The following is a 23,067-nucleotide window of genomic DNA, read 5'->3' on the forward strand; positions in this document are numbered from 1 at the left end:
TTACGCAGCCATCTTCCAAACGCAATACTCAGGCATGTTTGCCCTTACCAGCGCCTCAGCAAACGGCGGCGGTACCGAGTTACCACAACGCGCCACCTGTTCAGACTTCGGCCAACGAGTGCCATCGATGTCCTTGTCGATGATGTAGCTGCGCGGGAAGCCGTTGGCGTTATATAGCTCGCGCGGTTCCAGCATCCGCATGCAAATATCGACCACCATGTATTCGCCGACCTGTATAAACTGCGGGCGCGGTGTTGGGAACAGATTGCTATCATCCGGCTCATCGCTGAATACGTCCATGAGCCGCGCGCAGCACCAGGCGTTATAACGCTGGTCGTCGGTGATCAGCGTTGGTTCGCATTTCACTTCCGTAAGCCCGAACCGGTCATGCGTTGGCACCGTGTGCATCGGTGCGTCTACGTCTATCCCATCTTTCTCATTGCCATAGTATTTCTGCAGATAGGCGGTCACATGGCCAATGTGATTGCCGCCGGCTGTCAGGGTTGGCGCTGGCGCGTTCGTTGGTCTTCCGTCTTTGCATGTACCGCGCAGCTGCACCAGGTGCGATGTACAAAGCGCATGGTGATCGACCTGCGTCACCGTGTGCGCTGGCTCGTCCATTCCCAACCCAGCGCCGGTGTAGTTTCCGCCGTAGTGCTTGATCAGGTTGGCCGCGACGACGGCATGCTTGATGCCACCAGCAACGACGGTTCCCAGCGGCGCGCGAATATTCAATATGCGCGGCGCCTGCCCTTTCCGCTCGCCATAACCCATCTGAATCAGCGATGCGGACGCCAGCGCGGTATGGGACTCGGTCGGGATAGTTGCCATCGGCGAGGCGATGCTGCGCGGCTTGCCGGAATAGGTCGGACCGCCGGCACCCACCAGCACCGCGCTGGCCAGTTGAGTTTTGCCGCCACCGCCTGGCATGATTGTGCCTACAGGCGCATCAGCGCGGTTTCCTGTGCTATTCCCAAACTGGCGAACTACCACTGGTGCTGCCACCGCGAAACCGTGGGTTTGCGTAACCGTCTGCAGCGGCAGGCGGCCGGACTGTCCCCGGAAGCAGTCGTATTTGGTACGGCTTGACGTGTGATTGCATTTCACAGCGAATGGCTCAATCAGCAGGTGTTCCGCCTTGCTAGTGACCGTGGTCAACGGCGTTCCGGTTGCGTACTGCCGGCCATCGCCGCCAAAACCTGTCTGCCCGATCTGCACGATATATGGATCCGGACAGTCGATAACGTAGCGTTTCAACCCTTTAACGATGCGCCGCAGCGTGTTGTCCGCCAGCGGCTTCTTCCTGCCCATGATACTGCGCGTCGGGATTGACCAGTCTATGCACTCAGCGGCGGTGCGATATGGCTGTAGTTGGCCCGCCAGCACATCGGCACTTTCCGGTGCGCCGTGGGATGGGTCAGGCCATACAACAGCTTCGCCATCGCAACGGCTGACGACAAACAGACGTTTGCGGATAGTAGGGGCGCCATAGTCGCAGGCTCGCAGCTCTTTGTGATCGACGTTGTAGCCCAGCCCGGCAACCAGGCGACGGGCGTCGTCGCTGTGGATATCAATTTGCAGGAATTCGCAGGCCTCGGCCAGCGCCGGGCAGTCTGCCGCAACGCCATCGCTCAGCATGCCAATGAACGCGCGGAAAGTTGCGCCGGTGTACGCCGGGTCTGGGTATAAATTGCCCTTCTTATCGGCTTTCAGCGGTCCCCATGAGCGGAATTCCTCCACGTTTTCCAACATCAGGTAACGCGGCCGCACCGCCAGCGCCCAGCGCAGCACCACCCACGCCAGCCCGCGGATCTCTTTCTTGACTGGCGTGCCCCCCTTCGCTTTTGAAAAGTGGCGACAGTCTGGCGAGAACCAGCCCAGCAGCACCGGCAGACCGCCAGTGGATATTTTCGGATCAACGCTGAAAATATCTTCCGGGTAGTGCAACGTTCGCGGGTGGTTCACGGCGTGCATAGCCATAGCCACCGGGTTGTGGTTCATCGCGATGTGCGGTTCAAAACCCAGCGCCTGCTTGATGCCCTCGCAGCTGCCACCGCCGCCGGCGAACCCGACCACCACCAGGCCGTTTTCCACAGCATCGGGGCGAAAATCCACGATCTGTTTCTGGCGCGCCCAGGCATGCGCCGTTTTCTGGATTTCCTGCGGACTGACGCGGTTCAGGAACATCTGATTAATGTGCTGTAGGACTTCCTGCTGTTCATCACCATTCAGCGCATGAACCGGCAGTACGGACGATGCGCACTGCTGAACTTCTGTAGGCCAAATGCTCATGCTACACACCCCGCTTTCCGGCTGTTCGGGCTGATCCATAGGCATTCAGTTCTAACTTTTGTGCCTCTTCCCGCACTGATTCGTGCCCCTTTCACCTCTTTCCTCCACCCAGAAAGCATTTCGTTATAAAGTTCGCTGTCATAGCCAGAAATCAAAACCATTCCACTGACTTCTAAAATTGCATCCAGTAGAGAGCGATGTTCGGTTTCATCCATTTCAAAACGATAGTAACGATTGCCCTGAACTCTGGTTTCAGGCAGATACGGTGGGTCGATAAAAAACACTGTCGTCTCTGAGTCGTGGGCTTTAATCACGTCAACAGCGTTCTTGTTTTCGATAATTACCCCACTAAATCTTTGCCCGATGGCGGCCAGGTTGTCCGGGTAACTAGCCCAAAGGTGTGAGGCTGTTGCATATTTCCTTTTGCTGTCACTTCTGAACCCAGACTGCCCCCCAACAGCGGCGGCCCCACCAAAACCCATGCAGGCGCGAACAACCATCCGGCGTGCTCTCTCGATCGGGTTTTCTGTTGGCTCGTAAGCTGCGTTGAATTCAGCGCGGCTGTACGGTGTCAAGGCGCAAAGTGTACGCAAGCGAGCGTTATTCGTAGGGTCGCGCAACACCTTGAACAAGTTCACGACCTCTCCATCGAGATCGTTATATACCTCTGAATAGCTCCGTTTTTTTCGCAACAGAACGCCAGCAGCTCCGCCGAAAGGCTCCACATAACAGGTGTGCTCTGGCAGATGCTCGATAATCCACGGCGCCAGGCGAAACTTGGCACCGTGATAGCGTAGTGCCGGTGATTTGATTTCGGTCATACCAACACCGCCAAAGCGACGGTAGCCGCAACTGCTGCCCAGAAAATCACGAGCGACCAGAACAGCGCCCTTAACGGATTGCACACCACCCAGCTTTTTAATTTTGTCATTGCCCCTTCCCCTCTCTGCGTTCGCGCCAGTAATTCAGGCGCGCTTTGAAATGTTCCCGGTACCGCTCCGGCGCTTCTTCAATCGCCACCAGCACCTTTGTGCGGGTGATCTTCCGTGCGTACAGGTCACGGATCAGGCCGCTGGCGCGCAGGTCGTACTGCTCTAAATCGCGGCATTCCTGCGGCCACTGGCCTCGATTGAATGGCAGGCCGGGCGGAAGATAATCCGATTGCCCGGCCATCGTTTATGCCCTCGATTCGGCAGCCAAACGGCGCATGACGTCTTTTTCTGACGGAAGTGATGCTGTGAGCACCCTTTGCTGTATCTCGCGGCGTACAGCCGTTAGAGGCTTCAGGATGTGCTCCACTCGATCGAGGGGCATGCGGAGCATCAGGGCGATGATTTCGGGGGAGCGTCCAAGGCGCTGCAGCTCGTAGACGCCAGTCATTACCCGGCGGCCATAACTGATACGGTCACCGATTTTGACGATTGGCCCCATTTCAGCGACTGGCTTAGCTACGCGCTGGGGTTTTGGCGGTGGGCAGTATGGGGCGCGACAGCGTGCGCGAGCTGCCTGGTTGATTCTGTCCATGATGGCCGGGCCGTGGTCACAGCCGTCATCCATAACAAAACGCTTATCGCGGATCATTTCGTTGATACTGGTCATTGGTCTTTCCTCGTTTGTTTGTTCAAGCGCTGGTCAGGCGCTGGTTAAAACGGTTTGCTCGAGTAACGTCGTTCTTTCGGTTTTGGTTGTTGTGCCTCCTGTTGCATACGGCTGGATTCTTGCGCCACCACTTGATCGACAGCGATGAAGTGGCCATTTTTAAATTCCTGGTAAATCGTGCCGCCCGGCCCGAATCGGTTTTTACCTACGATGATTTCCGCAAAGCGTGCGGCTGGCCCGTTCGGGTTGTAAACACCATCGCGGTACAGCAAAACGATGCTGTCGGCGTCCTGCTCAACTTTTCCTGACTCACTCAGGTCTGACATCGTTGGACGCCTGGCGGTTACTGGACGGTCATCAACTTTTCGCGATAACTGGCTCAGTGCCAGCACCGGCGTTTTGCTGCGCATGGCCATGGTTTTCAAGCTGCGGGAAATGTGCCCCATGGCCAGGTCATTACGCTCTGCCTTTGGCTTGGCAATCAGGCCAAGGTAATCGACCATAACCACGCTCAGATGCGGATAGCGGCGTTTATGGGTTTCTGTGATGGCGCGGATCTGGTCAACGGTCAGGTCTGTGGCGTCAACAATCCAAATATCACGGTTGTTCAGTACCTCGAGCGCCGAGTGGATCCGGCCCCAATCTTCATCGCACAGTGATTCGGGTTTGCGAAGCTTCGAGACGGACAGGTTTCCGGCACCCGCGACTGAACGCTCAACCATCTGCAATGCAGCCATTTCCATGCTGAATATCAACGCCCCACCGCCGCTGCGCGTGGCACCCTCGATCACCTTCAACGCGAATTCGGTTTTACCCATGCCCGGACGGCCAGCAACCACAATAAGATCCTGCGGGTTCCATCCGCCGGTGATGGCGTCCAACTCGTCGATACCGCTGTACAGGTTGCGCATTTCGGCATCGCCCTTCATGCGGCGATCCATTAAATCCATGTAGCCGCCCAGCAGTTCGCCAAGATGCACCGGCACCACCCCGCCCGTGTCGGCGGTCATTTCGATCAGCTTGGTTACTGACGCCTGGATCACCGTGTCGCGTTGCTCTTGGTTTCTGGCGCTGCGGATACCGTCTGCACCTTCCTGCAGCAATGCGGCCATCTGACGGCTACGCCACCCTTTGGTGGCCAGACTCGCAAAGCCTTTCAGGTTGGCCAGCGTGCCGGGCATGCGGCTAATTTCTACCAAAGATGCCAAGCTATCGCCGCCGAGCGATTCGCCGATCAGCACGACGTCGATCACACCGTGGGTCAGCGCCTGTTTTTTGATTTCTTTGTAGGTTTCGCGGTGAAAACGGATGCTGAATGCCTCTTCCGGCATGGTGGCAATCACGTCCAGTGCATCAGGGGTGGCACCGCCAACCAGCAGGCCGCTCAGCACAGTGGCTTCCATCTCCTGCGGGGTCATAGCGCCCCCTCTCGGGTTTTCACCAGCACATCAGAGCGGAGCAGGTAATCGAACCCAGCACGCCAGCTGCGATTGTTGTCGCCAAAGTAAAACGGCCCAGCAGCATCACTGAAAGTTTCGAAATAGGCCTTCACCGCGTCGAGGGTTGGCTCATGTAGCTCGCCCAGCAGGCGCTTGATTTGGCGTTTGCGCTTTTCGTTCAGCTCCTGCACTTTCGGCAGACGTTCACCGAGGATTTCGTTGTAGGCGTCAGCCACGTCCTGATATTTAATTTTTGGAGGCTTACCCGACGCGTCAGCGTCATCCCCCTCTTGGGGGTTAGGGGGATTCTCTGTAGTAGTCTCTGTTGTATTCTCTGTAGGAGATGAGGTCATTTTGACCCGAGGGGTAAGGTCATTTTGACCCGCTCCTTGGCTCATCTTGGCACCTTCGATAGGGTCAATCTGACCCAATCGATCGTCCACTGGATATTTGGTTGATTCCATCGCTGCAAGCACTTCATAATTAACGGAATACCACTTTGTTTTATCCCATGAATCACTGTTGTAATTTGCAGTATGGACCATCTGCAATTTCTCTAAGTTGGCCAACGCACGTTTAACAGTTGACCCACTCCAAAACGGGAATTGTGCTTGCCAGCTCGGGACGCTGTTATAGACCCAACGACGCCCGTCGTGAAAATTCTGAGAGATATTCATCCAATAATGGATCTGCTGCAAAACTATGGCCTCGTTAAGGCCAATTGCACATGCCAGCGTCGGCAATACTTGCAAGGGATTTTCATTGATCAGTAAGCGGCTCACTGGTCACCCCCAGTTTGGAAATAAAACTGGAATGACTCACTGGCCCCAATCGCAGGGAAAAGCCCATTTTTGAATAAATAATCAACTTGCTCCTGCCCAAAAATAGTTTTACCTGTAACTGATTTGACTGCATAGAAACGGCGCCATTGCTCCATGGTCTTCGCTCCCTTAGCCGTATTGCATGGACGGCAGCTCGCAAGGAGGTTCGATACGCTGTTGTCACCACCGCGATTTTTTGGGAGTACATGATCGATTGTTAGCGACTCACCACTAAGAGACACACCGCAATAGGCACATTTCCCCGAGGTTTTTGCCATAACATTCGATTTTTTGATGGCGGAATATTTTGTAGTCATGATTAGATCCCCAGCCCATCTGCAAGCTGGCGGCACGCGTCCTGGTACTGCTCCGGCGATAAGTTTTCATCACGCAGCGCGGCCTTGCCCTGCTCGTATTGTTCCCAAACTGCATGTGCGGCAGCCTGGCGATCTTCGAAAATCGGTTTGATATCTGCGGCGTCAGCAGGCATGCCATTCAGGCGCCAGCCGTTCCGATATGTGATGTGATCGGTTTGCATATTGGTCTTTCCTCGATACAGCGTTTTTACGCGGCGCTGGTCAGGCGCTGAGTTTCCTGCAGGGCGCTTAATGCGCCGGCTATTCGTTGTGGTGTGTCACAGGCACCAAGCAAAATTGCGATAATTGCCGCGGCAAATTCTCGAATGGCCACTGACAGCAAATATTGCGGCGTGGGCCCATCCAATCGTGCGCGCCTTTCTGCTGGCATGGCTGCGATCATCGCGTCGGCCAGTTCCTGCACCTTTGCCCTGGCGGCTTTCGAGTCGCTGCGCATGTGGCGAAAAATCGCCTGCCGGTTGGTGTTAATCGCACGCCAATCAGCGGTACCGGCTGAATCTTCAATCGGGTAAAGCCGCACGCGGCCGCCGTCAGCTCCGATCTGGAACCACGCGCGGCTGATCTCGATGGCCACATGTTCCTGACCACTCTCCGCCGCCCAGGCTGTAATTTCATTTTTCAGTTTTTCGATGTGTTCCACTTCGCGTCTCCTGTCGCTTCGAAAACCGATTTCACTTAATCAGATTTCGGTGGGGTTGGTTGTTAAGCTGCACCCTTGTTGATTCCATCGCGGTTCTGATACAACGCTGGATCATATTTCAAGGCACCGTTGGTAATGCGATCAAGGCGAGCGGCTCGGCCTTCTGGAACAAGCTCACCCCATGCGTAAACAGTTGGTTTTTTTACGCCAGCAGCAGCAGCCAGCCCCGCTTTTGTTTTGAAAAATGCGATTGCATCTGCGGTATACATACGGACACCTCTTGTTAGATTTGTCTAACAAATTAGATGTTCAAGATAACGAAGTCAAGAAAATTTAGAATAATCTAACTATGACATTACCCGGCGAGCGCATTCGAGCGCGAAGAAAAGAACTGAAACTAACCCAGCGCGCTCTTGCTAAGAACGTGCAGGTTGCTCACGTCACAATTTCACAATGGGAAACTGGTGACAGTGAGCCTGGCGGGAAGAACCTATTCGCCCTCAGTAAGGCGCTACAGTGCTCTCCTACATGGATTCTTTATGGTGATGAAAATCAGCAACCAGGTGAGCCAACGGAGTTGCCGCGTCAACTCGACGAGCGCGAAAATGAATTGCTCGATTTGTTCAAGTCTCTACCTGAATCCGAGAAGGAATCCCACCTTGCCTCTCTTCGGGATAAGGTTGATGGACTTAACAGACTGTTTGAAGAGTTGCTTCAGGCCCGCAAGTCTAAATAAAAATTAACCCAACATTTTCATGGCGTTGGGTTTTTTATTACCCTTTTTGTTCGTTTTATCTAATTTTTCATTGACGATAAAGTTAGAATTATCTAAATTACTCCCATCAACAGCGCACTAACCCTGCAGCAGTTGTTCAGAATGTTCCGCCAGCCGGGCGATACGCGGCAAAGAATTGAATGACCATTGCTGTGTGAAATTTGGCCCCGAACCTTGGGGCAATTTTTTACAAAGCAAATCGAGGAAAGACCAACGGCATGACCAGCCTGACAACCGGGAAAGACCGGCAACCACCAGACGTAAAAAAACCCACCGAAGTGGGTTCTTTTACCCCGGATGCCGACCAAAGCAACCGGGAGTGATACAGGGGACCAACCCTGTATCGAGGAAAGACCAACAACCCAATGAGCTGTCGATCAGCTCCGATTATATCAGGAGTCGCTATGAAAGCACTACAGATACCCGTCACGCTGTTTATCCATGCAAACACCTTCCCAAACGGTGAAGGCATCACGGTCACCACCGCTGATATGTCCTCTTTCCGTGGGTACGTGTTGCTGGAAACTCGCCAAATCCATATCGATGTTAACCAGCCAGAACCGATCGACATCATCGGCAAACAGGTTGAAGCGCTGCAGTTGGAAAAAGTCCGACTGACTGACGCGGCCTATAAGCGTATCGCCGAGATCGATGATCAGGTACAGCAGTTGCTATGCATTGAGCACTGCCCTATCGACGCCCACGAAATCCCATTCTGAGGGCGCGGTCATGGATATCGAAACACACAACCTGAGCGCTGAACTGGCGCTGTGGCAACGCCATGACGCAGCCGAACAGCGTGACCAGTTCGAAGCTGCTGCGACACACGGTTATTCCGACGAGGCGATCGAGGTGTTCACCCATATCGACGGCACTGCCGCCGACACCCGCGACCGCCTGCTGATGGCCGTAATGATGGCGACGCCTGACACTCTGCGCCTTCGCCAGAATGAGCTGTACAGCTGGTATTGCGACAACGTGAAGGCCGTTGCACGCGAGAAGTTTTAACCCACCCCGGCGCCTGACCAGCGCCGATTTTCACAGAGGAAAGACCAATAATGCCTATCTACATTTCACTTTTTGAGCCAAAGAAAAAGGCTCTGACAAACGGCGCTGTGGCGCTGGTTATCGCGCTGGAGGCTCCAAGCAAACGAGCAGCCGAAAGCATCGCGTTAGGGAAGCTGTTCGAAGCCTACCCCGAGGGCGGTGACAACTTCTTCAACCCGAAGACCGTTGAAGATCAAACTGGCAACCCACGTCCAGCCGTTGGCCAGTTCGATGAACAGTTCGCTGCAGAGAACGTTTTCGACGGCAGCAAGTGGACACCGAAAGAGCCTGAGCCAGAATTCCCGGCTGGGCCAGTAGATTTAATGTCACAGCCTGCCAACGTCCGGATCACCGCAGTGGTGATGTATGGCGACGCTGAGATCGATAACAGCCAGCTGTCGATGGCGGTCGATTTCATTAACGACGATGAAACACCAGACGATACCGGCATGCGTGCGGTGATCGATGGGCTTGTATCTGTGACCGCCGTCGGTGCTATGTCCCCTGAGGCCGTTAGTCGATTGATCTCAGCCCTCTTCCAGTGCGCTGGCGAGACTATGCCATCACAGGCTGACACAACTGCCTTTGCTCAGGCGTGGGTAGATAAGCCAGGCGAACGGGAAAACCTGACGCTGGCCAGCACCAGCACCAGCACCAGCACCAGCACCAGCACCAGCACCGAAAATACTGGGGGCGTGCCGGATTACAACACCCTCAGCATGCATACAGCTTTATCGATCATGGGCGTTAACCCTGCCGCAGCCAAGGCGACAGACGTGAAGAACGCAAAAGAGATCATCGCGTCACGTGATTCAGTCTGGCGTGCCTGGGATAAATCTCTACGGGTGATCATCGGCATTTTGAATGTTGAAACTGATACCCGACACGCGATCGTTTCCGAGGGACTGAAAAATCTCAAATTGGTAAATAACGACGAAGAGCGCCTGCACTTTGTGAAAACGCGTCTTGCTGGCCATCCGGCATGCGCTGAGTTGGCGAACTATGGCCAGCAAACCACGAAAAGTGTCGAGGTAGAAAACCTCGGCGGCGGCCGCTTCTCGATTGACGGCTTGACCGGCGCTGATGCACGTCAGGAAAACCCAGCGCCAGCAACGGCTAACGCCTCAAATCATGGTGAAAAACAGGAAGTAACCCAGCCGCAAGTTACCGATTCGACAGCGCAGGAAGCCAAACAGCAGCTGGATCAGATGGGTTACAGCGTCTATGCCAATGCGCCAGAGGAAAAATCCTCCCAGCTGCAGCAGGCAGAAGAGAACGCCGACCGCGCCGAAGCGCTGGTAAATCAGCTTAAAGCCGACGATTTCCAACAGCGTGCCGCACAGGTTGAACAGACAATCGCCGAACAGCCCGCAGAGGATCGGGACAATCTTAGGATTTGGAATCGTGTTTATAAAACCGATGCCAAGTTTACCAAGGCTTTCAGCAATAACGGCGGCGGTACCTCGATCAATGGCATCTACATGGTGATGCAGGCCACGAAGGTATTCGGTCCGCAGGGCACCGGCTGGGGGGTAGAAATTATCGAAGAACGCTTCGACGACGGCGCCCCGATCATGCGTTCGGTGAAGCAGCAGGACGGAAGCTTTATTCAAGAGATTATTCCAAATGGTGCTGGCGGCTATCTGTCCGAAGTAAACCACACGGCAAAAATCCGACTCTGGTACAAGCACGAAGGTAAGACTGGCGAAGTGTTCGCTTACGGCTGCACGCCATACGTTTACAAGAGCAAGAATGGGCCGATCAGCGACGGCGAAGCGCCGAAAAAATCCCTCACTGATGCCACCAAAAAAGCCCTCTCACAGCTTGGCTTCTCCGCCGACGTGTTCCTTGGCCTGTATGACGATCTGACGTATCGCCAAGAGAACGAAGCGGAATTCGCACTCAAGAATGCCAGTGAAAAAGCCGAAGGCGTGACCCGCATGCGTGAAGAGCTGGATGAGCACATGACCAAGGTCGCGGAAACGCTCAAAGGCGCGGTAACTGTCAACGAAGCAAACAAGATTCACACCTCGATCGCCCGCGAAATTGAAGCGCACCGCAAGGCTGCGGACGCCAAGGGTGATAAAGAACACGTCCAATACCTGGCTGGCCGACTGCGCCGCCTGACCGCACTGAAAGATGAACGCGTTGCCACCCTGTCCAACGAGGAGAAAGCATCATGAGCGTAAACGCCATTGCATTAGCCGCTGATTACGCCAAGTTTCAGCAGCTGATTGAAACATCCGACGACCTAACGCCGGAAATGATCGCCGACACGCTTGAAGGTATCGAAGGCGCTCTGGGTGACAAGCTGGATGCCGCTTTTGTGCACGTGCGAAATTTGGAGGGTTTGGGTAACACTGTCGGAGAGGAAATTAAACGCCTGACCGATCGTAAAAAGTCTTTCGACAACCGCGCCAAGTCGATCCGTAAGTACGTGTTGAGCTGCTTGCTGGCAAGTGGGCAGGATACCATTAAGACCACGATCAACACTTTTACTGCGCGCAAAGGTGTCGCCAGTGTGGAGATTGATAACGAAAGCCTGCTGCCTGATGAATTGGTGAATGTTTCCACCACCGTGACGCCCGACAAAAAGGCCATTAAGGCACGAATTGAAGAGGCGGAAGCGGCGGCGGCGGAAATCCTCGCTCGCGGCGAAGAACCACCGGCGGAATTACTCAACCCGGTACCCGGCGCGCACATCGAGATCGGTGAGCGTTCGCTGCAGGTGCGGTAATCAACCGGCCCCGGCAGCGGGGCTAATACTGAGGATTCACCATGCTGAGAATGTACCTGGCCAAAGGCGACGCCATTCACGTGACTTTCCCCGACGGGACTACAGGGATCATTGAGGCCGAAAGCCGTGGCGAACTGGCTTTTCACTTTCCGCAGAGTGTACGGCTAACGCGAGAAAAGGAAGCGTTTAAAAAACCAATTCCGCCTAATCAGAAATAACACCTCGTCATCGTTAGCATTGCTGGAAACCACACAACGAGGAACAGCAATGCAACGATGGCAACCAGGCGCCCGCCTACTCTCTGATTTCGATATCAAGATCGGCCGGCTATCCGCCAGCGTCAGGAAAAAGACGCTCAGCGATGACGATATAACCCGGGCTTGTCGTATGACCGACGACGCTATAGCCCAACTAATGAAACCGAGGAAAGACCATGCCCAACAAATTGACCCTGGGGGAGTGGAATAACCGGCTCCCACGTCCGCGTAGCCATGAAACTGTGCGCCGATGGATACGGGCCGGGAAGATCTACCCCGCCCCCGAACTGGATGGCCGCGAATACCTTTTTGATGAACGGGCGGTCAAAATTGACCCGCAGAATCAGCGCGCCCCGATCAAAACGTTACTGACGAGAATCACCAATGGCCCGGAACCGAAACCACGCAAGGCGCGACCTGCCACCAAACCTGTACGCTCGTAACGGCGGCTATTACTGCTACCGCGACCCACGAACGGGAAAAGAGTACGGGTTAGGCCGGATAAAGCGGGACGCGATAAACCAGGCGATTGAAGCCAACCTGCAACTGATGGACTCAGCGTCTCGTTTGGTAGATAGGATCAACGGCAAGGCGTGTGTGACGTTCCATGATTGGCTGGCTCGTTATGATGAAATTATCACGGCTCGAGGTTTAAAAGAAAAAACCCTCGAAGACTACCGCAACAGGATCCGAGCCATAACAAACGGATTCGCTAACGTTGAAATCAACGTCATCACCACAAAAGATATTGCGGAATTTATCAACGCATACGTTAAGCAAGGGAAAAACATGAGGGCTAAAGCATTACGCGCCTCACTCGTAGATATTTTTAAGGAGGCCATCGCCGACGGGCATATTCAAACAAACCCTGTAGATGCCACTCGTAACCCAAAAGCAGAGGTGCAGCGCGAACGCCTTAAACTGGATGAATATTTTAAGATCCGAGAAGCAGCCAACAAACAAGCACCATGGGTTGGTTTAAGCATGGACTTAGCATTGATTACTGGCCAACGCGTCAGCGATATCAGCAGCATGAAATGGTCAGATGTTCATGACGGAAAATTGTGGGTTGTTCAACAAAAAACAGCCTCAAGGCTGGCGATCCCAGTCAGCCTCGAACTTGAGGCCGCAGACTTAAAACTTGAGGACGTTCTGGCGTGCTGTAAAGCAGCATATGGGGATTGCGAAAACGTGCTGGCCAGCCACCTGCGCAGTGCCCTATCCCCCAGCACTATCTCGATGGGGTTCACTAAATCTCGCAAAGACTCAGGCCTGGACTGGGAACAACCACCGTCATTTCATGAGTTGCGCAGCCTATCGGCAAGACTATACTCGAAAGAGAAAGAGGGGAATTTTGCTCAGCGTTTGCTCGGTCATAAGTCCGCAGAAATGACGGCAAAATACCAGGATGATCGCGGTAATCACTGGGTTGATGTATAACTGATTTTGACTGAATTTCGACTTATTGTGACCTGTCGTTTTTATTTCACTGATTTAAAACGGTTTATTATTACATGAACTATGATTGATACAGGGTCTGCCGTTCGAGCAAGGTCCGTAATAACGAGGGTGCGCTGATGACTACTTCAACACATGATAAGGTCAAGGAAGATAAGCGTCTGAGCGATGGACCGGACTGGACGTTCGAGCTGCTGCAGGTGTATCTGGAGCACATCGATCGCGTAGCCAAACATTACAAGCTCGACACCTACCCGCATCAGATCGAGGTTATCACCTCAGAGCAGATGATGGACGCCTATTCGAGCGTGGGCATGCCGATTAACTATACCCATTGGTCATTCGGTAAAAAATTCATTGAAACCGAGCAGCGCTATAAGCATGGGCAACAGGGCCTGGCTTATGAAATCGTTATCAACTCCAACCCCTGCATCGCCTATCTGATGGAAGAAAATACCATCACCATGCAGGCCCTGGTGATGGCGCATGCCTGCTATGGGCACAACTCCTTCTTCAAAAATAATTACCTGTTCCGCAGTTGGACCGACGCCAGCTCGATCGTCGACTACCTGCTGTTCGCCCGCCATTACATCAGCCAGTGCGAAGAGCGTTACGGCGTTGAGGAAGTAGAAAAACTGCTCGACTCCTGCCATGCGCTGATGAACTACGGCGTGGACCGTTACAAACGGCCGCAGAAAATTTCACTGATAGAAGAAAAAGCGCGACAGAAAAGCCGTGAGGAGTACCTGCAAAGCCAGGTAAATACGCTGTGGAAAACCCTGCCACGGGTCGAACGCGAAGAGGCGCCTGAACAGGCCCGCCGCTATCCGAGCGAACCTCAGGAAAACATTCTCTACTTTATGGAAAAAAATGCGCCACTGCTTGAGCCTTGGCAGCGTGAGGTTCTGCGCATCGTGCGCAAAGTGAGCCAGTATTTCTATCCGCAGAAACAGACCCAGGTGATGAACGAAGGCTGGGCGACATTCTGGCACTATACCATTCTCAATCACCTGTACGACGAAGGCCGGGTCACCGAGCGTTTCATGCTGGAATTCCTGCACAGCCACACTAACGTGGTGTACCAGCCGCCTTACAACAGCCCGTACTACAACGGCATCAACCCTTATGCGCTGGGCTTTGCCATGTTCCAGGACATCAAGCGCATTTGCCAATCGCCGACGGAAGAAGATCGTTACTGGTTCCCAGATATCGCCGGTAAAGACTGGCTGGAAACTTTGCATTTCGCCATGCGCGACTTCAAGGATGAGAGCTTTATCAGCCAGTTTCTGTCACCCAAGATCATGCGTGATTTTCGGCTGTTCACCGTGTTGGATGACGATCGCAATAACTACCTGGAAATTGCGGCTATTCATGATGAAGCCGGTTACCGGGCGATTCGCCAAGAGCTGTCTGCGCAATATAACCTGAGCAACCATGAACCTAACATTCAGATTTGGAATGTGGATTTACGCGGTGATCGTTCGTTGACGCTGCGCTACATCCCGCAAGATCGCGCGCCGCTGGACAAGAGCCGTCGCGAAGTGATGAAACATCTGCATCGCCTGTGGGGCTTCGACATTATTCTCGAACAACAGAACGAAGACGGCAGCGTCGAGTTGTTGGATCGTTGCCCACCACGCCCGACGCCACTGTAAGTTTGCTTAATGACTCAGTTTCCATAATAACAAAGGGGCGCCACTTGAAAGTGACGCCCCTTTTGCTTCATGCAGCAAACGTGAAGAATTAACGACGGGCGTCGGTCAGATCGCTTGGCATGGTGCCTTGCATGCTCTGCCAAATGGCACCGCTGTCTTTACCGTAATTCCGCACGCAATCCATGACCTGATCGTAGGATTTATCATGGCACAGAGTCGACAGCTTGCTGTAGAAGGCCAGTGCCAGCTTGCGTGATTCCGGGTTGGAGAAATAGTAACGGCCAACGCGGGTATACAAGCCTTTCAGGCCGTTGAAGATCAAGCCGTAAATCGGGTTGCCGGAAGCAAACGCCAGGCCGCGGAAAATTTCGTAATCCAGCAGGTTGAAGGCATCCGCCTGATCTTCCACTTGGGACGCTTTCGCCAGCACTTCCTGAGCCTGCTCCGGATGATTACGCACTGCAGCGCGAATAAAGATCGAGGCGATATTGGTGCGCACAGACAACAAATTGTCGATCAATTGCGGAACGCTTTTATGATCGAGACGCGCTAGGGTCTCAAGAATATTGAGGCCGGATGTTTCCCAGAAATTGTTTACTTTGGTGGGTTTGCCATGCTGAATGGTCAGCCAGCCATCACGGGCCAGGCGTTGTAAAACTTCACGTAACGTGGTGCGAGTGACGCCAATCAGTTCCGAAAGCTCACGCTCCGCGGGCAAAATAGAGCCAGGGGGGAAGCGATTATTCCAGATACTCTCGATAATGTATTCTTCCGCGAAACCGGCAGGACTCTGCGCCTTTATGACCATGTTTTTGACGTTCCGTTGCGACGATAATCAGTAATAGTAATCGGCTGATCATACCAGATCGCGCCAGCATGACATAGCGTGAGCGAAAAACATTAAACGAAAGTGTGCATAAAGTGGCAAAAATTGTGCAAAAACACCGCTTCGGAGAAATTTCTCTTCGTAAAGCAAGGCCCTATTGTCTCCGCCCCTGCGACATTGTTAGGGTAATATGCAACACCTTATTTTCAGGACATGTCACGCAAAATGGAAACAAGCTTACGCAGTGCTCTGGTGAAGAACTTTCTCGGGCAATCACCTGGCTGGTATAAATTGACCCTCATCGTTTTCTTACTGGTCAACCCACTGGTTTTCTTCCTCGTCGATCCCTTTATCGCCGGTTGGCTGTTGGTGATAGAGTTTATCTTCACCCTGGCGATGGCGCTGAAGTGTTATCCACTGTTGCCGGGCGGCCTGCTGGCGATTGAAGCGGTACTGATTGGCATGACTAGCCCCGCTCGCGTGGGCGAAGAAATTGCCCATAATCTGGACGTGCTGCTGCTGTTAATCTTTATGGTAGCCGGCATCTACTTTATGAAGCAGTTACTGCTGTTCGTGTTTACCAAGTTGCTGCTCAATATTAACTCTAAGATACTGCTTTCGCTGGCGTTCTGCCTAGCCGCGGCGCTGCTGTCCGCCTTCCTGGATGCGTTGACGGTAGTCGCTGTGGTGATCAGCGTGGCCACCGGTTTTTACTCGATCTACCACAATGTGGCGTCTAACCGGTCAGATGGCCATACCGACGTCGGTGACGACAGTGAACTGGCGAGCGACGATCACAAGCAAACGCTGGAGCAGTTCCGCGCCTTCTTGCGCAGCTTGCTGATGCACGCCGGCGTCGGCACCGCGCTGGGCGGCGTAATGACCATGGTGGGTGAGCCGCAGAACCTGATTATCGCTAAAAGCGCCGGCTGGGGGTTTGCCGAGTTCTTCCTGCGAATGGCTCCGGTTACCTTGCCGGTGATGGTTTGCGGCCTGCTGCTCTGCATGCTGCTCGAACGCTTTGGCGTTTTCGGTTACGGTGCCAAACTGCCGGAACGGGTGCGCGAGGTGCTGAAAGAGTTTGACCGCCAGGCCACCGCAGGACGCAGCAAGCAGGAACAGGCCAAGCTGGTGGTCCAGGCGCTGATCGGCATTTGGCTGGTCATCGCCTTGGCCTTTCACCTGGCGGAAGTGGGCCTGATCGGTTTGTCGGTGATTATTCTCGCTACCTCCCTGTGCGGCGTAACCAACGAGCACGCTATCGGCAAGGCTTTCCAGGAAGCGCTGCCCTTTACCGCCCTGTTGACGGTATTTTTCACCGTAGTCGCGGTGATCATCGAGCAACATCTGTTCAGCCCGATCATCCAGTTTGTCCTGCAAGCGGAACCCTCTTCGCAGTTGGCGCTGTTTTATCTGTTTAACGGCCTGCTGTCGTCAGTCTCCGACAACGTCTTCGTCGGCACGGTTTACATCAATGAGGCGCGCGCCTCATTCAACAGCGGAGCAATATCCCTGAAGCAATTCGAAATGTTGGCGGTCGCCATTAATACAGGAACCAACCTGCCCTCGGTCGCCACGCCGAATGGTCAGGCGGCATTCTTGTTCCTGCTGACGTCTGCACTGGCGCCGCTGGTGCGTTTGTCCTATGGACGAATGGTGTGGATGGCTTTGCCCTATACTGTGGTATTAACCTTGGTTGGGCTGCTGTGCGTACAGTTTACTCTGGCGCCGATGACCGACTTGCTAACCCAGTGGCACTGGCTGACGTTGCCTTCACTCGAAACCGCTGCGCATTAACGGTGCTAACCCACTCTGCTGTCGGCGACTATTTTTGTGCTGAATACGGCCCAGGTGGCTGGCAGCGGGGTTGAATTGGTTTACACTGCCGGTTCAATTGCTTACTGCATGGAAGAATAAATATATGTTGCAATTCTTTAACCGTTGCTCGCAGGGGCGCGGTGCTTGGCTGCTAATGGCCCTGACTGCGCTGGCGCTGGAATTAGTCGCGCTCTACTTTCAGCACGTAATGCTGCTGCAACCCTGTGTGATGTGCATCTATGAACGCTGCGCGCTGTTTGGCATTCTGGGCGCTTCGCTGGTCGGTGCCATCGCGCCGAAAACGCCGCTGCGCTATGTCGCTATCCTGCTGTGGATTTACAGCGCCTGGGAAGGTTTACAGCTGGCATGGAAGCACACCATGATCCAACTGCACCCTTCGCCGTTCAATACCTGTGATTTCTTCGTCAGCTTCCCGTCCTGGCTGCCGCTGGATAAATGGCTGCCGGCGGTGTTTCACGCTTCCGGCGACTGTTCAGTGCGCCAATGGCAGTTCCTGTCGCTGGAAATGCCTCAGTGGCTGGTAGGTATCTTTGCGGCCTATCTGCTGATCGCCATCGTCGTGTTGATCGCACAATTTGTCCGCCCGCGTCGCCGTGACCTGTTCGGTCGCTAAATGCGGCATTGCGGCATAATGAAAACGGCGCCTCAGGGCGCCGTTTTGCATGGGATTGCTTGTGATTTTCAGAGGTAATCCGACGTCAAGTATGCGTAAGGTAATAAACGAGCACTATCAATGCCCCAGCTACGGCAAACAGTCGTATCATTTTCATTATTGTACTCTCGGAACTTGGCGGGAGAGCGGTCAAACTACCTAATATCACAACGATAAAGAAGCACTCAGACAGGATTTGGCGGGTAATTTACATAACATTAAGTTTGAACGGTATGACACGTTAATCGCAGGGGTAATGTATTACCCGATCGTCCCTAAGATCGAGGAACAAGAGCGGTGATTTTTTACACTCATTAAGTTCATACAAAAAAACTCATCATGGTGATGCATTATTGCATCAATATTTTGATGAACTTCTGTCAAAAAATCCTTATAGTAACCGCAAGTTGTATCCCGATTTCCCTGGTGTTGTTGTGTGTCTTGCCCCTCTCTCTTTGCAGGGGCTTTTTTCCTTATCTTGCCCAGCTCGGCTTGTTCAAAATATGGTCCTGCCAGTCCACCACTTCACTCTCACGCACCGCAATGTGTCGTACCGTGATACGTTCACCGTGCATCGCCGCCTTGGAACCGCTTACCAGCGGGTGCCATGAAAACAGTGGTTTACCCTCGCCAATCAGGCGATACGCACAGGTCGGCGGCAGCCAATCAAACGTGGTGAGATTGTCGCGCGTCAGCTTGATGCAGTCTTCTTCCAACTCGAAGCGGCGTTCATAGTTGCGACACTGACACGATTTAATATTCAACTGGTTGCAGGCTACGTTGGTGAAATAAATCTCGTCGGTATCTTCGTCGATCAGCTTATTCAGACAGCACTGCCCACAACCGTCGCACAGCGATTCCCACTCTTGTTCTGACATTTCCGCCAGCGTTTTTTGTTGCCAAAAAGGGATTTGTGACATGTTCGCGTCCGGTATAGGTAAATGAATAGATAACCTGCGTACAGGTTTTGAGGGTGCACTATATAGATATCAGAGCCAATTGGAAAGGCCAAAAATACAATATAATCATAATGATAACCACAATGCCGCTTAAAAAAAACGCTATTTAAAACAATAACGTCCGCCATTGAGCAACAAGAATATCATGGTGTTACCGGTTTTATCCGGCGAATAAAATCACACCCACTGTCCTCAATTATACGTACAAATTACAGGTCCAATACCTTTTGGTGCATCCCGTCTGACGCCATCGGCCTTCCCTGCGACAATGTTCGGATTCATCTCATTAAGCACGTTATGCCGCCTGGAACGGAATAATGCTGCTATGTTTAATGTTCGCCTTTAGAACAGAGATAAGGAGCTAAACATGTTTGGAAAAGCAGAAGACAAGGTCAATGAAGCTGCTGGCGCTGTTCAGGAAGCCTTCGGTGAGGCAACAGATTCGCCGGAGCATCAGGTTAAAGGTGCGGCCCGCAAGTATGCCTCTCAAGCCAGCTATGCGGCTCGCGACGCGGCTGACACGGTGCGGACCCAGGTTGAGTCCAACCCGCTTGCCGGCGTAGCTATCGCCGCAGCCGTAGGTATCGTTTTCGGTTTCTTGTTGGGCCGTAAATAATCCGGTGCCAGAGCGGAAACAGGCAGACAAAAGGCCCTTTCGGGCCTTTTTTAATGTTGTGTCGCCGGCGGTTTTAAATCACGCGAGTGCTCAGTGATTTACCGTTAAGGGTAATCTTCAACATATCGCCAGAGCTCATCGGACCTACACCCTGCGGCGTGCCGGTAAGAATGATGTCGCCCGCGCGCAGCGTGAAAAAACGGCTCATATAGCTGATCAGCGGCAAAATCGGCGTAATCATATCGCGGGTGTTACCCTGCTGACGCAGTTGGTCATTCACCGTCAGCGACAGCTCGGCATTTTGCGGATCGCCAAACTCCGCCACCGGAATAAAACCGGAGATCGGGCATGAACCGTCAAAACCTTTGGCTTTCTCCCAAGGCTGCCCGGCCTTCTTGAAACCCGCCTGCAATTCGCGCAGCGTCAGATCGAGCGCCACACCATAACCGGCGATAGCACGCGCTACGCGATCTTCATTCGCTTGCTTTAACGGCGTACCGATAAGTACGGCCAGCTCCACCTCATGGTGTACCGACCCGAACTCTTTGGGGATCGCCACCGGCTGGCGAATGTCGCACAGCGCTGTTTCAGGCTTGATAAACACTACCGGCTCTGCCGAGGCCGCACTGCCCATTTCCTTAATATGATCGGCGTAGTTACTGCCGACACAGACCACCTTATTAACCGGGAAATCAAGTAGTGAACCCTGCCAGTCTCTATGTTGATACATACCGCCTCTCCCTACAATCATGTAGGGGCTTAGCATGCTAAGCCCGTTATTCCACGCTCTGGTGGGGTACCGTAGCGCTAATTTATTGCCCGATACCGTCAGCCATCATACCCACAGCTATCGCAAAATAGTAAGAGCGATTCCAGTGCATGATGGTCCGAAAATTATCATAAACCAGAAACGCGCGGCCCTGCATGTCATCTGGTGTGATAACCCAACTGCGCAGGGTTGAGTGCGGAAGCGCTGAACCGTCAGGCCGCCGTACACCGCGTTTTTGCCATTCGCTTACGCTGCGAGCCTGACGATCTTTCAACCCCAGGCTATCGGCGCCGAAACCGGCCGGCAGCGTCACTTCCCTGCCCCAACCAATGCCGCGCTGCCACCCCTCACTCGCCAAATAGTTGGCGGTAGAAGCAAACACGTCGTCAGGGTTGTTCCAGATATCGATGCGGCCATCGCCGTCGCCGTCCGCCGCATAACTCAGGAATGAGGTCGGCATGAACTGGCATTGACCCATCGCGCCGGCCCAGGAACCTTTTAGCTGGGCACTGCTGACATGGCCCTGCTCCACGATCTGCAGCGCCGCCATCAACTGTTGGGTGAAGAAGGTTTCGCGCCGGCCTTCAAACGCCAGCGTGGCAAGCGCCGAAATAACATCTTCACGCCCCTGAATCTTGCCGAAGGCGCTTTCCATTCCCCACAACGCCACGATATAACGCCCAGGAACGCCATAACGAGCGGTGACGCGGATCAGTTGCGGCCGATATTGCCGGGACAAAGTTCGGCCCTGCTCGATTTTGGCGGGTGGCAGTACGCGTTTAAGGTAATCATCCAGCGTGATTTTCTTTTCCGGCTGATTACGATCGGCCTTGATTACACGGTCAACAAAATGCGCGTTGGCGAAGGCATTATCGATGGTTGCCTGACTAATCCCTTGCGCCAACGCCTGGCGCTTCAGTTGCTCTACATAAGCCGGGAATTGCGCCGGATCGCGGCCAGTTTCAGCCAGTGTGCCCACAGTAGCGGTCGTTGTCGGCGCAGGCGCACCCGACGGAGCGGCCTCTTCCAGAGCAGCGGCCTGCGCCGTTGTCTGCTGACAGACACCACATCCCAGCATCAACAGAGTTAACGCCACCGTTATCGCCGACAATTTCATCACACTGTTCCTTAGTCGTTTTCGGGTACTGATTCAGCCAGGCCCCTGCGCGCCGGCAGTGATTATTTTTTGTCCTCTGACAAATGCTGGTTTAATAAATTTTCCACTGGCGGCGGGAATTGCAGATAAAACCCTTCCTCTTTCAAGGCTTCCTTCACTTTCTCAATATCCGCCGAGGCTAACTTTTCCCGTCCTTCGAGGGAAATCACCATCGCCAATTGCGGCGTGCCGAAACTTTTCATCAGATCTTCCGGCACTCGGGAGAAATCGTCTTTTTTTTCGACATAAAGATAAGTTTGATCCCGTTTTGGGCTTCTATAGATCACACAAAGCATTTTTTTAACTCTATTTAATTGGGGCAGCGTCTTGCCTGGATATAACTCTGACTATAACATGCTTATAGTACTTCGGAATATCGCACCCCGATTGGTATTCCGGGGATTTAAAGTTGCTGAGACTGAGTCAGGATAGATGTCACAATCGCCAATTGAGCTAAAAGGCAGCAGTTTTACCCTATCGGTTGTTCATTTGCATAATTCGGAACCCGAGGTAATTCGTCAGGCGTTACTGGAAAAAGTGGAGCAAGCGCCCGCTTTTTTGAAAAACGCCCCTGTTGTTATCAACGTTGCAACGCTGAACGGCGATGCAAACTGGAAAGAACTTCAACAGGCTGTCACGGCTGCGGGTCTGCGCGTTGTTGGCATCAGCGGTTGCAGAGATGAGCGTCAGAAGCGTGCTATAACCCGTGCCGGGTTGCCGTTACTGAACGAAGGCAAAGGCCAGAAGATGGCCGCCCCGGAACCGGCCCCTGCGCCTGCCCCGGTGGTGGATCTCAACGCCCCTGCCAAAACGCGTATCATCAGTGCCCCGGTCCGTTCCGGCCAACAAATTTATGCCCGCAACTGCGATCTGATCGTGACCAGCAGCGTCAGTGCCGGGGCCGAATTAATTGCCGATGGCAATATTCACATTTACGGCATGATGCGCGGTCGTGCGCTGGCCGGTGCCTCAGGAGATACGCAGTGCCAGATTTTTTGCACGCACCTGGGTGCTGAGCTAGTCTCTATCGCAGGGCAGTACTGGTTGAGCGACCAAATCCCGTCCGATTTTCTCGGGCAGGCAGCACGACTCAGCCTGTTGGATAACGCTTTAACCATACAACCTTTAAATTAAGCCCTTTTGACAAGGAATC

29 protein-coding genes are annotated in these 23,067 nt (G+C 53.5%); 14 read left to right on the forward strand and 15 right to left on the reverse strand.

What is annotated here, in order from left to right; all coding sequences use genetic code 11:
• The 10 genes from SERAS12_RS14080 to SERAS12_RS14125 all read right to left on the reverse strand — a co-directional run bounded on the left by SERAS12_RS14080 (position 1) and on the right by SERAS12_RS14125 (position 7,437).
• Entirely contained in the window at positions 1-2,292 is a 2,292-nt protein-coding gene (locus tag SERAS12_RS14080) for a DNA cytosine methyltransferase (protein WP_013813286.1), read from the reverse strand.
• Positions 2,289-3,113 (reverse strand): DNA adenine methylase, encoded by an 825-nt coding sequence (locus SERAS12_RS14085; RefSeq protein ID WP_013813287.1) that lies wholly within the window; start codon positions 3,111-3,113, stop codon positions 2,289-2,291. Before SERAS12_RS14085 ends, SERAS12_RS14080 begins: the two co-directional genes overlap by 4 nt.
• 106 nt (positions 3,114-3,219) lie before the next feature.
• Positions 3,220-3,465 carry a hypothetical protein gene (locus SERAS12_RS14090; protein WP_013813289.1) on the reverse strand — a complete coding sequence of 82 codons (246 nt, stop codon included), beginning with the start codon at positions 3,463-3,465 and terminating at the stop codon, positions 3,220-3,222.
• 3 nt (positions 3,466-3,468) lie between these two features.
• Positions 3,469-3,891, reverse strand: a complete 423-nt coding sequence (locus SERAS12_RS14095) for a hypothetical protein (protein ID WP_013813290.1) — start codon at positions 3,889-3,891, stop codon at positions 3,469-3,471.
• 44 nt (positions 3,892-3,935) lie between these two features.
• Positions 3,936-5,309, reverse strand: a complete 1,374-nt coding sequence (locus SERAS12_RS14100; protein ID WP_013813291.1) for a replicative DNA helicase — start codon at positions 5,307-5,309, stop codon at positions 3,936-3,938.
• The gene (locus tag SERAS12_RS14105) at positions 5,306-6,112 is read right to left on the reverse strand and encodes a hypothetical protein (protein WP_013813292.1); all 807 of its coding nucleotides are present in this window, start codon (positions 6,110-6,112) and stop codon (positions 5,306-5,308) included. The genes SERAS12_RS14100 and SERAS12_RS14105 overlap by 4 nt, the downstream gene beginning before the upstream one ends.
• Positions 6,109-6,468, reverse strand: coding sequence for an HNH endonuclease (locus tag SERAS12_RS14110; protein ID WP_041416160.1), 360 nt, complete (start codon positions 6,466-6,468; stop codon positions 6,109-6,111). The genes SERAS12_RS14105 and SERAS12_RS14110 overlap by 4 nt, the downstream gene beginning before the upstream one ends.
• A 2-nt stretch (positions 6,469-6,470) precedes the next feature.
• Positions 6,471-6,689 carry a hypothetical protein gene (locus SERAS12_RS14115; protein WP_013813293.1) on the reverse strand — a complete coding sequence of 73 codons (219 nt, stop codon included), beginning with the start codon at positions 6,687-6,689 and terminating at the stop codon, positions 6,471-6,473.
• Between the two features lie 26 nt (positions 6,690-6,715).
• Positions 6,716-7,168, reverse strand: a complete 453-nt coding sequence (locus SERAS12_RS14120) for a toxin YdaT family protein (protein WP_013813294.1) — start codon at positions 7,166-7,168, stop codon at positions 6,716-6,718.
• Between the two features lie 62 nt (positions 7,169-7,230).
• Positions 7,231-7,437: a Cro/CI family transcriptional regulator gene (locus SERAS12_RS14125; RefSeq protein ID WP_041416161.1), complete on the reverse strand. Its 207-nt coding sequence runs from the start codon at positions 7,435-7,437 to the stop codon at positions 7,231-7,233.
• Positions 7,438-7,517: 80 nt separating this feature from the next.
• Here SERAS12_RS14125 and SERAS12_RS14130 point away from each other — a divergent pair, with 80 nt between their 5' ends.
• The 10 genes from SERAS12_RS14130 (at position 7,518) to SERAS12_RS14170 (ending at position 15,097) form a co-directional block, all read left to right on the forward strand.
• The gene (locus SERAS12_RS14130) at positions 7,518-7,904 is read left to right on the forward strand and encodes a helix-turn-helix domain-containing protein (RefSeq protein WP_013813295.1); all 387 of its coding nucleotides are present in this window, start codon (positions 7,518-7,520) and stop codon (positions 7,902-7,904) included.
• 443 nt (positions 7,905-8,347) lie between these two features.
• Complete coding sequence (locus tag SERAS12_RS14135; protein WP_013813297.1) at positions 8,348-8,662, forward strand: hypothetical protein; 315 nt, start codon at positions 8,348-8,350, stop codon at positions 8,660-8,662.
• A 10-nt stretch (positions 8,663-8,672) separates the two neighbouring features.
• A complete protein-coding gene (locus SERAS12_RS14140) occupies positions 8,673-8,951 on the forward strand; it encodes a hypothetical protein (RefSeq protein ID WP_013813298.1) in 279 nt (92 codons plus the stop codon).
• 50 nt (positions 8,952-9,001) lie between these two features.
• Complete coding sequence (locus SERAS12_RS14145) at positions 9,002-11,173, forward strand: hypothetical protein (RefSeq protein ID WP_013813299.1); 2,172 nt, start codon at positions 9,002-9,004, stop codon at positions 11,171-11,173.
• Positions 11,170-11,727, forward strand: coding sequence for a siphovirus Gp157 family protein (locus SERAS12_RS14150; RefSeq protein ID WP_013813300.1), 558 nt, complete (start codon positions 11,170-11,172; stop codon positions 11,725-11,727). The genes SERAS12_RS14145 and SERAS12_RS14150 overlap by 4 nt, the downstream gene beginning before the upstream one ends.
• 41 nt (positions 11,728-11,768) lie before the next feature.
• Complete coding sequence (locus tag SERAS12_RS26470; protein WP_013813301.1) at positions 11,769-11,945, forward strand: hypothetical protein; 177 nt, start codon at positions 11,769-11,771, stop codon at positions 11,943-11,945.
• Positions 11,946-11,994: 49 nt separating this feature from the next.
• Positions 11,995-12,195, forward strand: coding sequence for a hypothetical protein (locus tag SERAS12_RS26635; RefSeq protein ID WP_013813302.1), 201 nt, complete (start codon positions 11,995-11,997; stop codon positions 12,193-12,195).
• Positions 12,161-12,427 (forward strand): excisionase, encoded by a 267-nt coding sequence (locus SERAS12_RS25680; RefSeq protein ID WP_013813303.1) that lies wholly within the window; start codon positions 12,161-12,163, stop codon positions 12,425-12,427. The genes SERAS12_RS26635 and SERAS12_RS25680 overlap by 35 nt, the downstream gene beginning before the upstream one ends.
• Positions 12,369-13,424 carry a tyrosine-type recombinase/integrase gene (locus SERAS12_RS14165; protein ID WP_013813304.1) on the forward strand — a complete coding sequence of 352 codons (1,056 nt, stop codon included), beginning with the start codon at positions 12,369-12,371 and terminating at the stop codon, positions 13,422-13,424. Before SERAS12_RS25680 ends, SERAS12_RS14165 begins: the two co-directional genes overlap by 59 nt.
• 137 nt (positions 13,425-13,561) lie before the next feature.
• Entirely contained in the window at positions 13,562-15,097 is a 1,536-nt protein-coding gene (locus tag SERAS12_RS14170) for a SpoVR family protein (RefSeq protein ID WP_013813305.1), read from the forward strand.
• Positions 15,098-15,185: 88 nt separating this feature from the next.
• Here SERAS12_RS14170 and fadR read toward each other — a convergent pair whose 3' ends face one another.
• Positions 15,186-15,905, reverse strand: coding sequence for a fatty acid metabolism transcriptional regulator FadR (fadR, locus tag SERAS12_RS14175; protein WP_013813306.1), 720 nt, complete (start codon positions 15,903-15,905; stop codon positions 15,186-15,188).
• A gap of 243 nt (positions 15,906-16,148) precedes the next feature.
• On the opposite strand from fadR, the gene nhaB reads away from it, so the two are divergent.
• The gene (gene nhaB, locus SERAS12_RS14180) at positions 16,149-17,720 is read left to right on the forward strand and encodes a sodium/proton antiporter NhaB (protein ID WP_013813307.1); all 1,572 of its coding nucleotides are present in this window, start codon (positions 16,149-16,151) and stop codon (positions 17,718-17,720) included.
• A 124-nt stretch (positions 17,721-17,844) separates the two neighbouring features.
• Positions 17,845-18,375, forward strand: coding sequence for a disulfide bond formation protein DsbB (dsbB, locus tag SERAS12_RS14185; RefSeq protein WP_004945454.1), 531 nt, complete (start codon positions 17,845-17,847; stop codon positions 18,373-18,375).
• Positions 18,376-18,887: 512 nt separating this feature from the next.
• On the opposite strand, the gene SERAS12_RS14190 is transcribed toward dsbB, so the two are convergent.
• A complete protein-coding gene (locus tag SERAS12_RS14190) occupies positions 18,888-19,334 on the reverse strand; it encodes a YcgN family cysteine cluster protein (protein WP_006325851.1) in 447 nt (148 codons plus the stop codon).
• Positions 19,335-19,740: 406 nt separating this feature from the next.
• Here SERAS12_RS14190 and SERAS12_RS14195 point away from each other — a divergent pair, with 406 nt between their 5' ends.
• On the forward strand, positions 19,741-19,989 hold the full coding sequence (locus SERAS12_RS14195; RefSeq protein WP_004945460.1) for a CsbD family protein: 249 nt from the start codon (positions 19,741-19,743) through the stop codon (positions 19,987-19,989).
• A gap of 73 nt (positions 19,990-20,062) precedes the next feature.
• Here the strand turns inward: SERAS12_RS14195 and SERAS12_RS14200 are convergent, their stop codons facing one another.
• The 3 genes from SERAS12_RS14200 to SERAS12_RS14210 form a co-directional block, all read right to left on the reverse strand.
• Positions 20,063-20,719 carry a fumarylacetoacetate hydrolase family protein gene (locus SERAS12_RS14200; protein ID WP_004945462.1) on the reverse strand — a complete coding sequence of 219 codons (657 nt, stop codon included), beginning with the start codon at positions 20,717-20,719 and terminating at the stop codon, positions 20,063-20,065.
• 82 nt (positions 20,720-20,801) lie between these two features.
• Positions 20,802-21,875 (reverse strand): lytic transglycosylase domain-containing protein, encoded by a 1,074-nt coding sequence (locus SERAS12_RS14205; RefSeq protein ID WP_013813308.1) that lies wholly within the window; start codon positions 21,873-21,875, stop codon positions 20,802-20,804.
• Positions 21,876-21,937: 62 nt separating this feature from the next.
• Positions 21,938-22,210: a YcgL domain-containing protein gene (locus SERAS12_RS14210; RefSeq protein WP_013813309.1), complete on the reverse strand. Its 273-nt coding sequence runs from the start codon at positions 22,208-22,210 to the stop codon at positions 21,938-21,940.
• A 136-nt stretch (positions 22,211-22,346) separates the two neighbouring features.
• On the opposite strand from SERAS12_RS14210, the gene minC reads away from it, so the two are divergent.
• Positions 22,347-23,048: a septum site-determining protein MinC gene (minC, locus tag SERAS12_RS14215; protein ID WP_013813310.1), complete on the forward strand. Its 702-nt coding sequence runs from the start codon at positions 22,347-22,349 to the stop codon at positions 23,046-23,048.
• The last annotated feature ends 19 nt before the right edge of the window (positions 23,049-23,067 follow it).

Origin of the sequence: Serratia sp. AS12 (assembly GCF_000214195.1) — a bacterium.
Lineage (GTDB): Bacteria > Pseudomonadota > Gammaproteobacteria > Enterobacterales > Enterobacteriaceae > Serratia > Serratia plymuthica.

What these genes read in the sequence shown, in the direction of transcription:
- SERAS12_RS25680 (WP_013813303.1), top strand. Translation starts at nt 12,161, where the DNA reads ATGCCCAACAAATTGACCCTGGGGGAGTGGAATAACCGGCTCCCACGT.
- SERAS12_RS14165 (WP_013813304.1), top strand. Translation starts at nt 12,369, where the DNA reads ATGGCCCGGAACCGAAACCACGCAAGGCGCGACCTGCCACCAAACCTG.
- SERAS12_RS26635 (WP_013813302.1), top strand. Translation starts at nt 11,995, where the DNA reads ATGCAACGATGGCAACCAGGCGCCCGCCTACTCTCTGATTTCGATATC.
- SERAS12_RS14170 (WP_013813305.1), top strand. Translation starts at nt 13,562, where the DNA reads ATGACTACTTCAACACATGATAAGGTCAAGGAAGATAAGCGTCTGAGC.
- SERAS12_RS14190 (WP_006325851.1), bottom strand. Translation starts at nt 19,334, where the DNA reads ATGTCACAAATCCCTTTTTGGCAACAAAAAACGCTGGCGGAAATGTCA.
- nhaB (WP_013813307.1), top strand. Translation starts at nt 16,149, where the DNA reads ATGGAAACAAGCTTACGCAGTGCTCTGGTGAAGAACTTTCTCGGGCAA.
- SERAS12_RS14090 (WP_013813289.1), bottom strand. Translation starts at nt 3,465, where the DNA reads ATGGCCGGGCAATCGGATTATCTTCCGCCCGGCCTGCCATTCAATCGA.
- SERAS12_RS26470 (WP_013813301.1), top strand. Translation starts at nt 11,769, where the DNA reads ATGCTGAGAATGTACCTGGCCAAAGGCGACGCCATTCACGTGACTTTC.
- SERAS12_RS14130 (WP_013813295.1), top strand. Translation starts at nt 7,518, where the DNA reads ATGACATTACCCGGCGAGCGCATTCGAGCGCGAAGAAAAGAACTGAAA.
- fadR (WP_013813306.1), bottom strand. Translation starts at nt 15,905, where the DNA reads ATGGTCATAAAGGCGCAGAGTCCTGCCGGTTTCGCGGAAGAATACATT.
- SERAS12_RS14195 (WP_004945460.1), top strand. Translation starts at nt 19,741, where the DNA reads ATGTTTGGAAAAGCAGAAGACAAGGTCAATGAAGCTGCTGGCGCTGTT.
- SERAS12_RS14145 (WP_013813299.1), top strand. Translation starts at nt 9,002, where the DNA reads ATGCCTATCTACATTTCACTTTTTGAGCCAAAGAAAAAGGCTCTGACA.
- minC (WP_013813310.1), top strand. Translation starts at nt 22,347, where the DNA reads ATGTCACAATCGCCAATTGAGCTAAAAGGCAGCAGTTTTACCCTATCG.
- SERAS12_RS14150 (WP_013813300.1), top strand. Translation starts at nt 11,170, where the DNA reads ATGAGCGTAAACGCCATTGCATTAGCCGCTGATTACGCCAAGTTTCAG.
- SERAS12_RS14125 (WP_041416161.1), bottom strand. Translation starts at nt 7,437, where the DNA reads ATGTATACCGCAGATGCAATCGCATTTTTCAAAACAAAAGCGGGGCTG.
- SERAS12_RS14135 (WP_013813297.1), top strand. Translation starts at nt 8,348, where the DNA reads ATGAAAGCACTACAGATACCCGTCACGCTGTTTATCCATGCAAACACC.
- SERAS12_RS14100 (WP_013813291.1), bottom strand. Translation starts at nt 5,309, where the DNA reads ATGACCCCGCAGGAGATGGAAGCCACTGTGCTGAGCGGCCTGCTGGTT.
- SERAS12_RS14085 (WP_013813287.1), bottom strand. Translation starts at nt 3,113, where the DNA reads ATGACCGAAATCAAATCACCGGCACTACGCTATCACGGTGCCAAGTTT.
- SERAS12_RS14205 (WP_013813308.1), bottom strand. Translation starts at nt 21,875, where the DNA reads ATGAAATTGTCGGCGATAACGGTGGCGTTAACTCTGTTGATGCTGGGA.
- SERAS12_RS14110 (WP_041416160.1), bottom strand. Translation starts at nt 6,468, where the DNA reads ATGACTACAAAATATTCCGCCATCAAAAAATCGAATGTTATGGCAAAA.
- SERAS12_RS14210 (WP_013813309.1), bottom strand. Translation starts at nt 22,210, where the DNA reads ATGCTTTGTGTGATCTATAGAAGCCCAAAACGGGATCAAACTTATCTT.
- SERAS12_RS14115 (WP_013813293.1), bottom strand. Translation starts at nt 6,689, where the DNA reads ATGCAAACCGATCACATCACATATCGGAACGGCTGGCGCCTGAATGGC.
- SERAS12_RS14080 (WP_013813286.1), bottom strand. Translation starts at nt 2,292, where the DNA reads ATGAGCATTTGGCCTACAGAAGTTCAGCAGTGCGCATCGTCCGTACTG.
- SERAS12_RS14140 (WP_013813298.1), top strand. Translation starts at nt 8,673, where the DNA reads ATGGATATCGAAACACACAACCTGAGCGCTGAACTGGCGCTGTGGCAA.
- SERAS12_RS14200 (WP_004945462.1), bottom strand. Translation starts at nt 20,719, where the DNA reads ATGTATCAACATAGAGACTGGCAGGGTTCACTACTTGATTTCCCGGTT.
- SERAS12_RS14095 (WP_013813290.1), bottom strand. Translation starts at nt 3,891, where the DNA reads ATGACCAGTATCAACGAAATGATCCGCGATAAGCGTTTTGTTATGGAT.
- dsbB (WP_004945454.1), top strand. Translation starts at nt 17,845, where the DNA reads ATGTTGCAATTCTTTAACCGTTGCTCGCAGGGGCGCGGTGCTTGGCTG.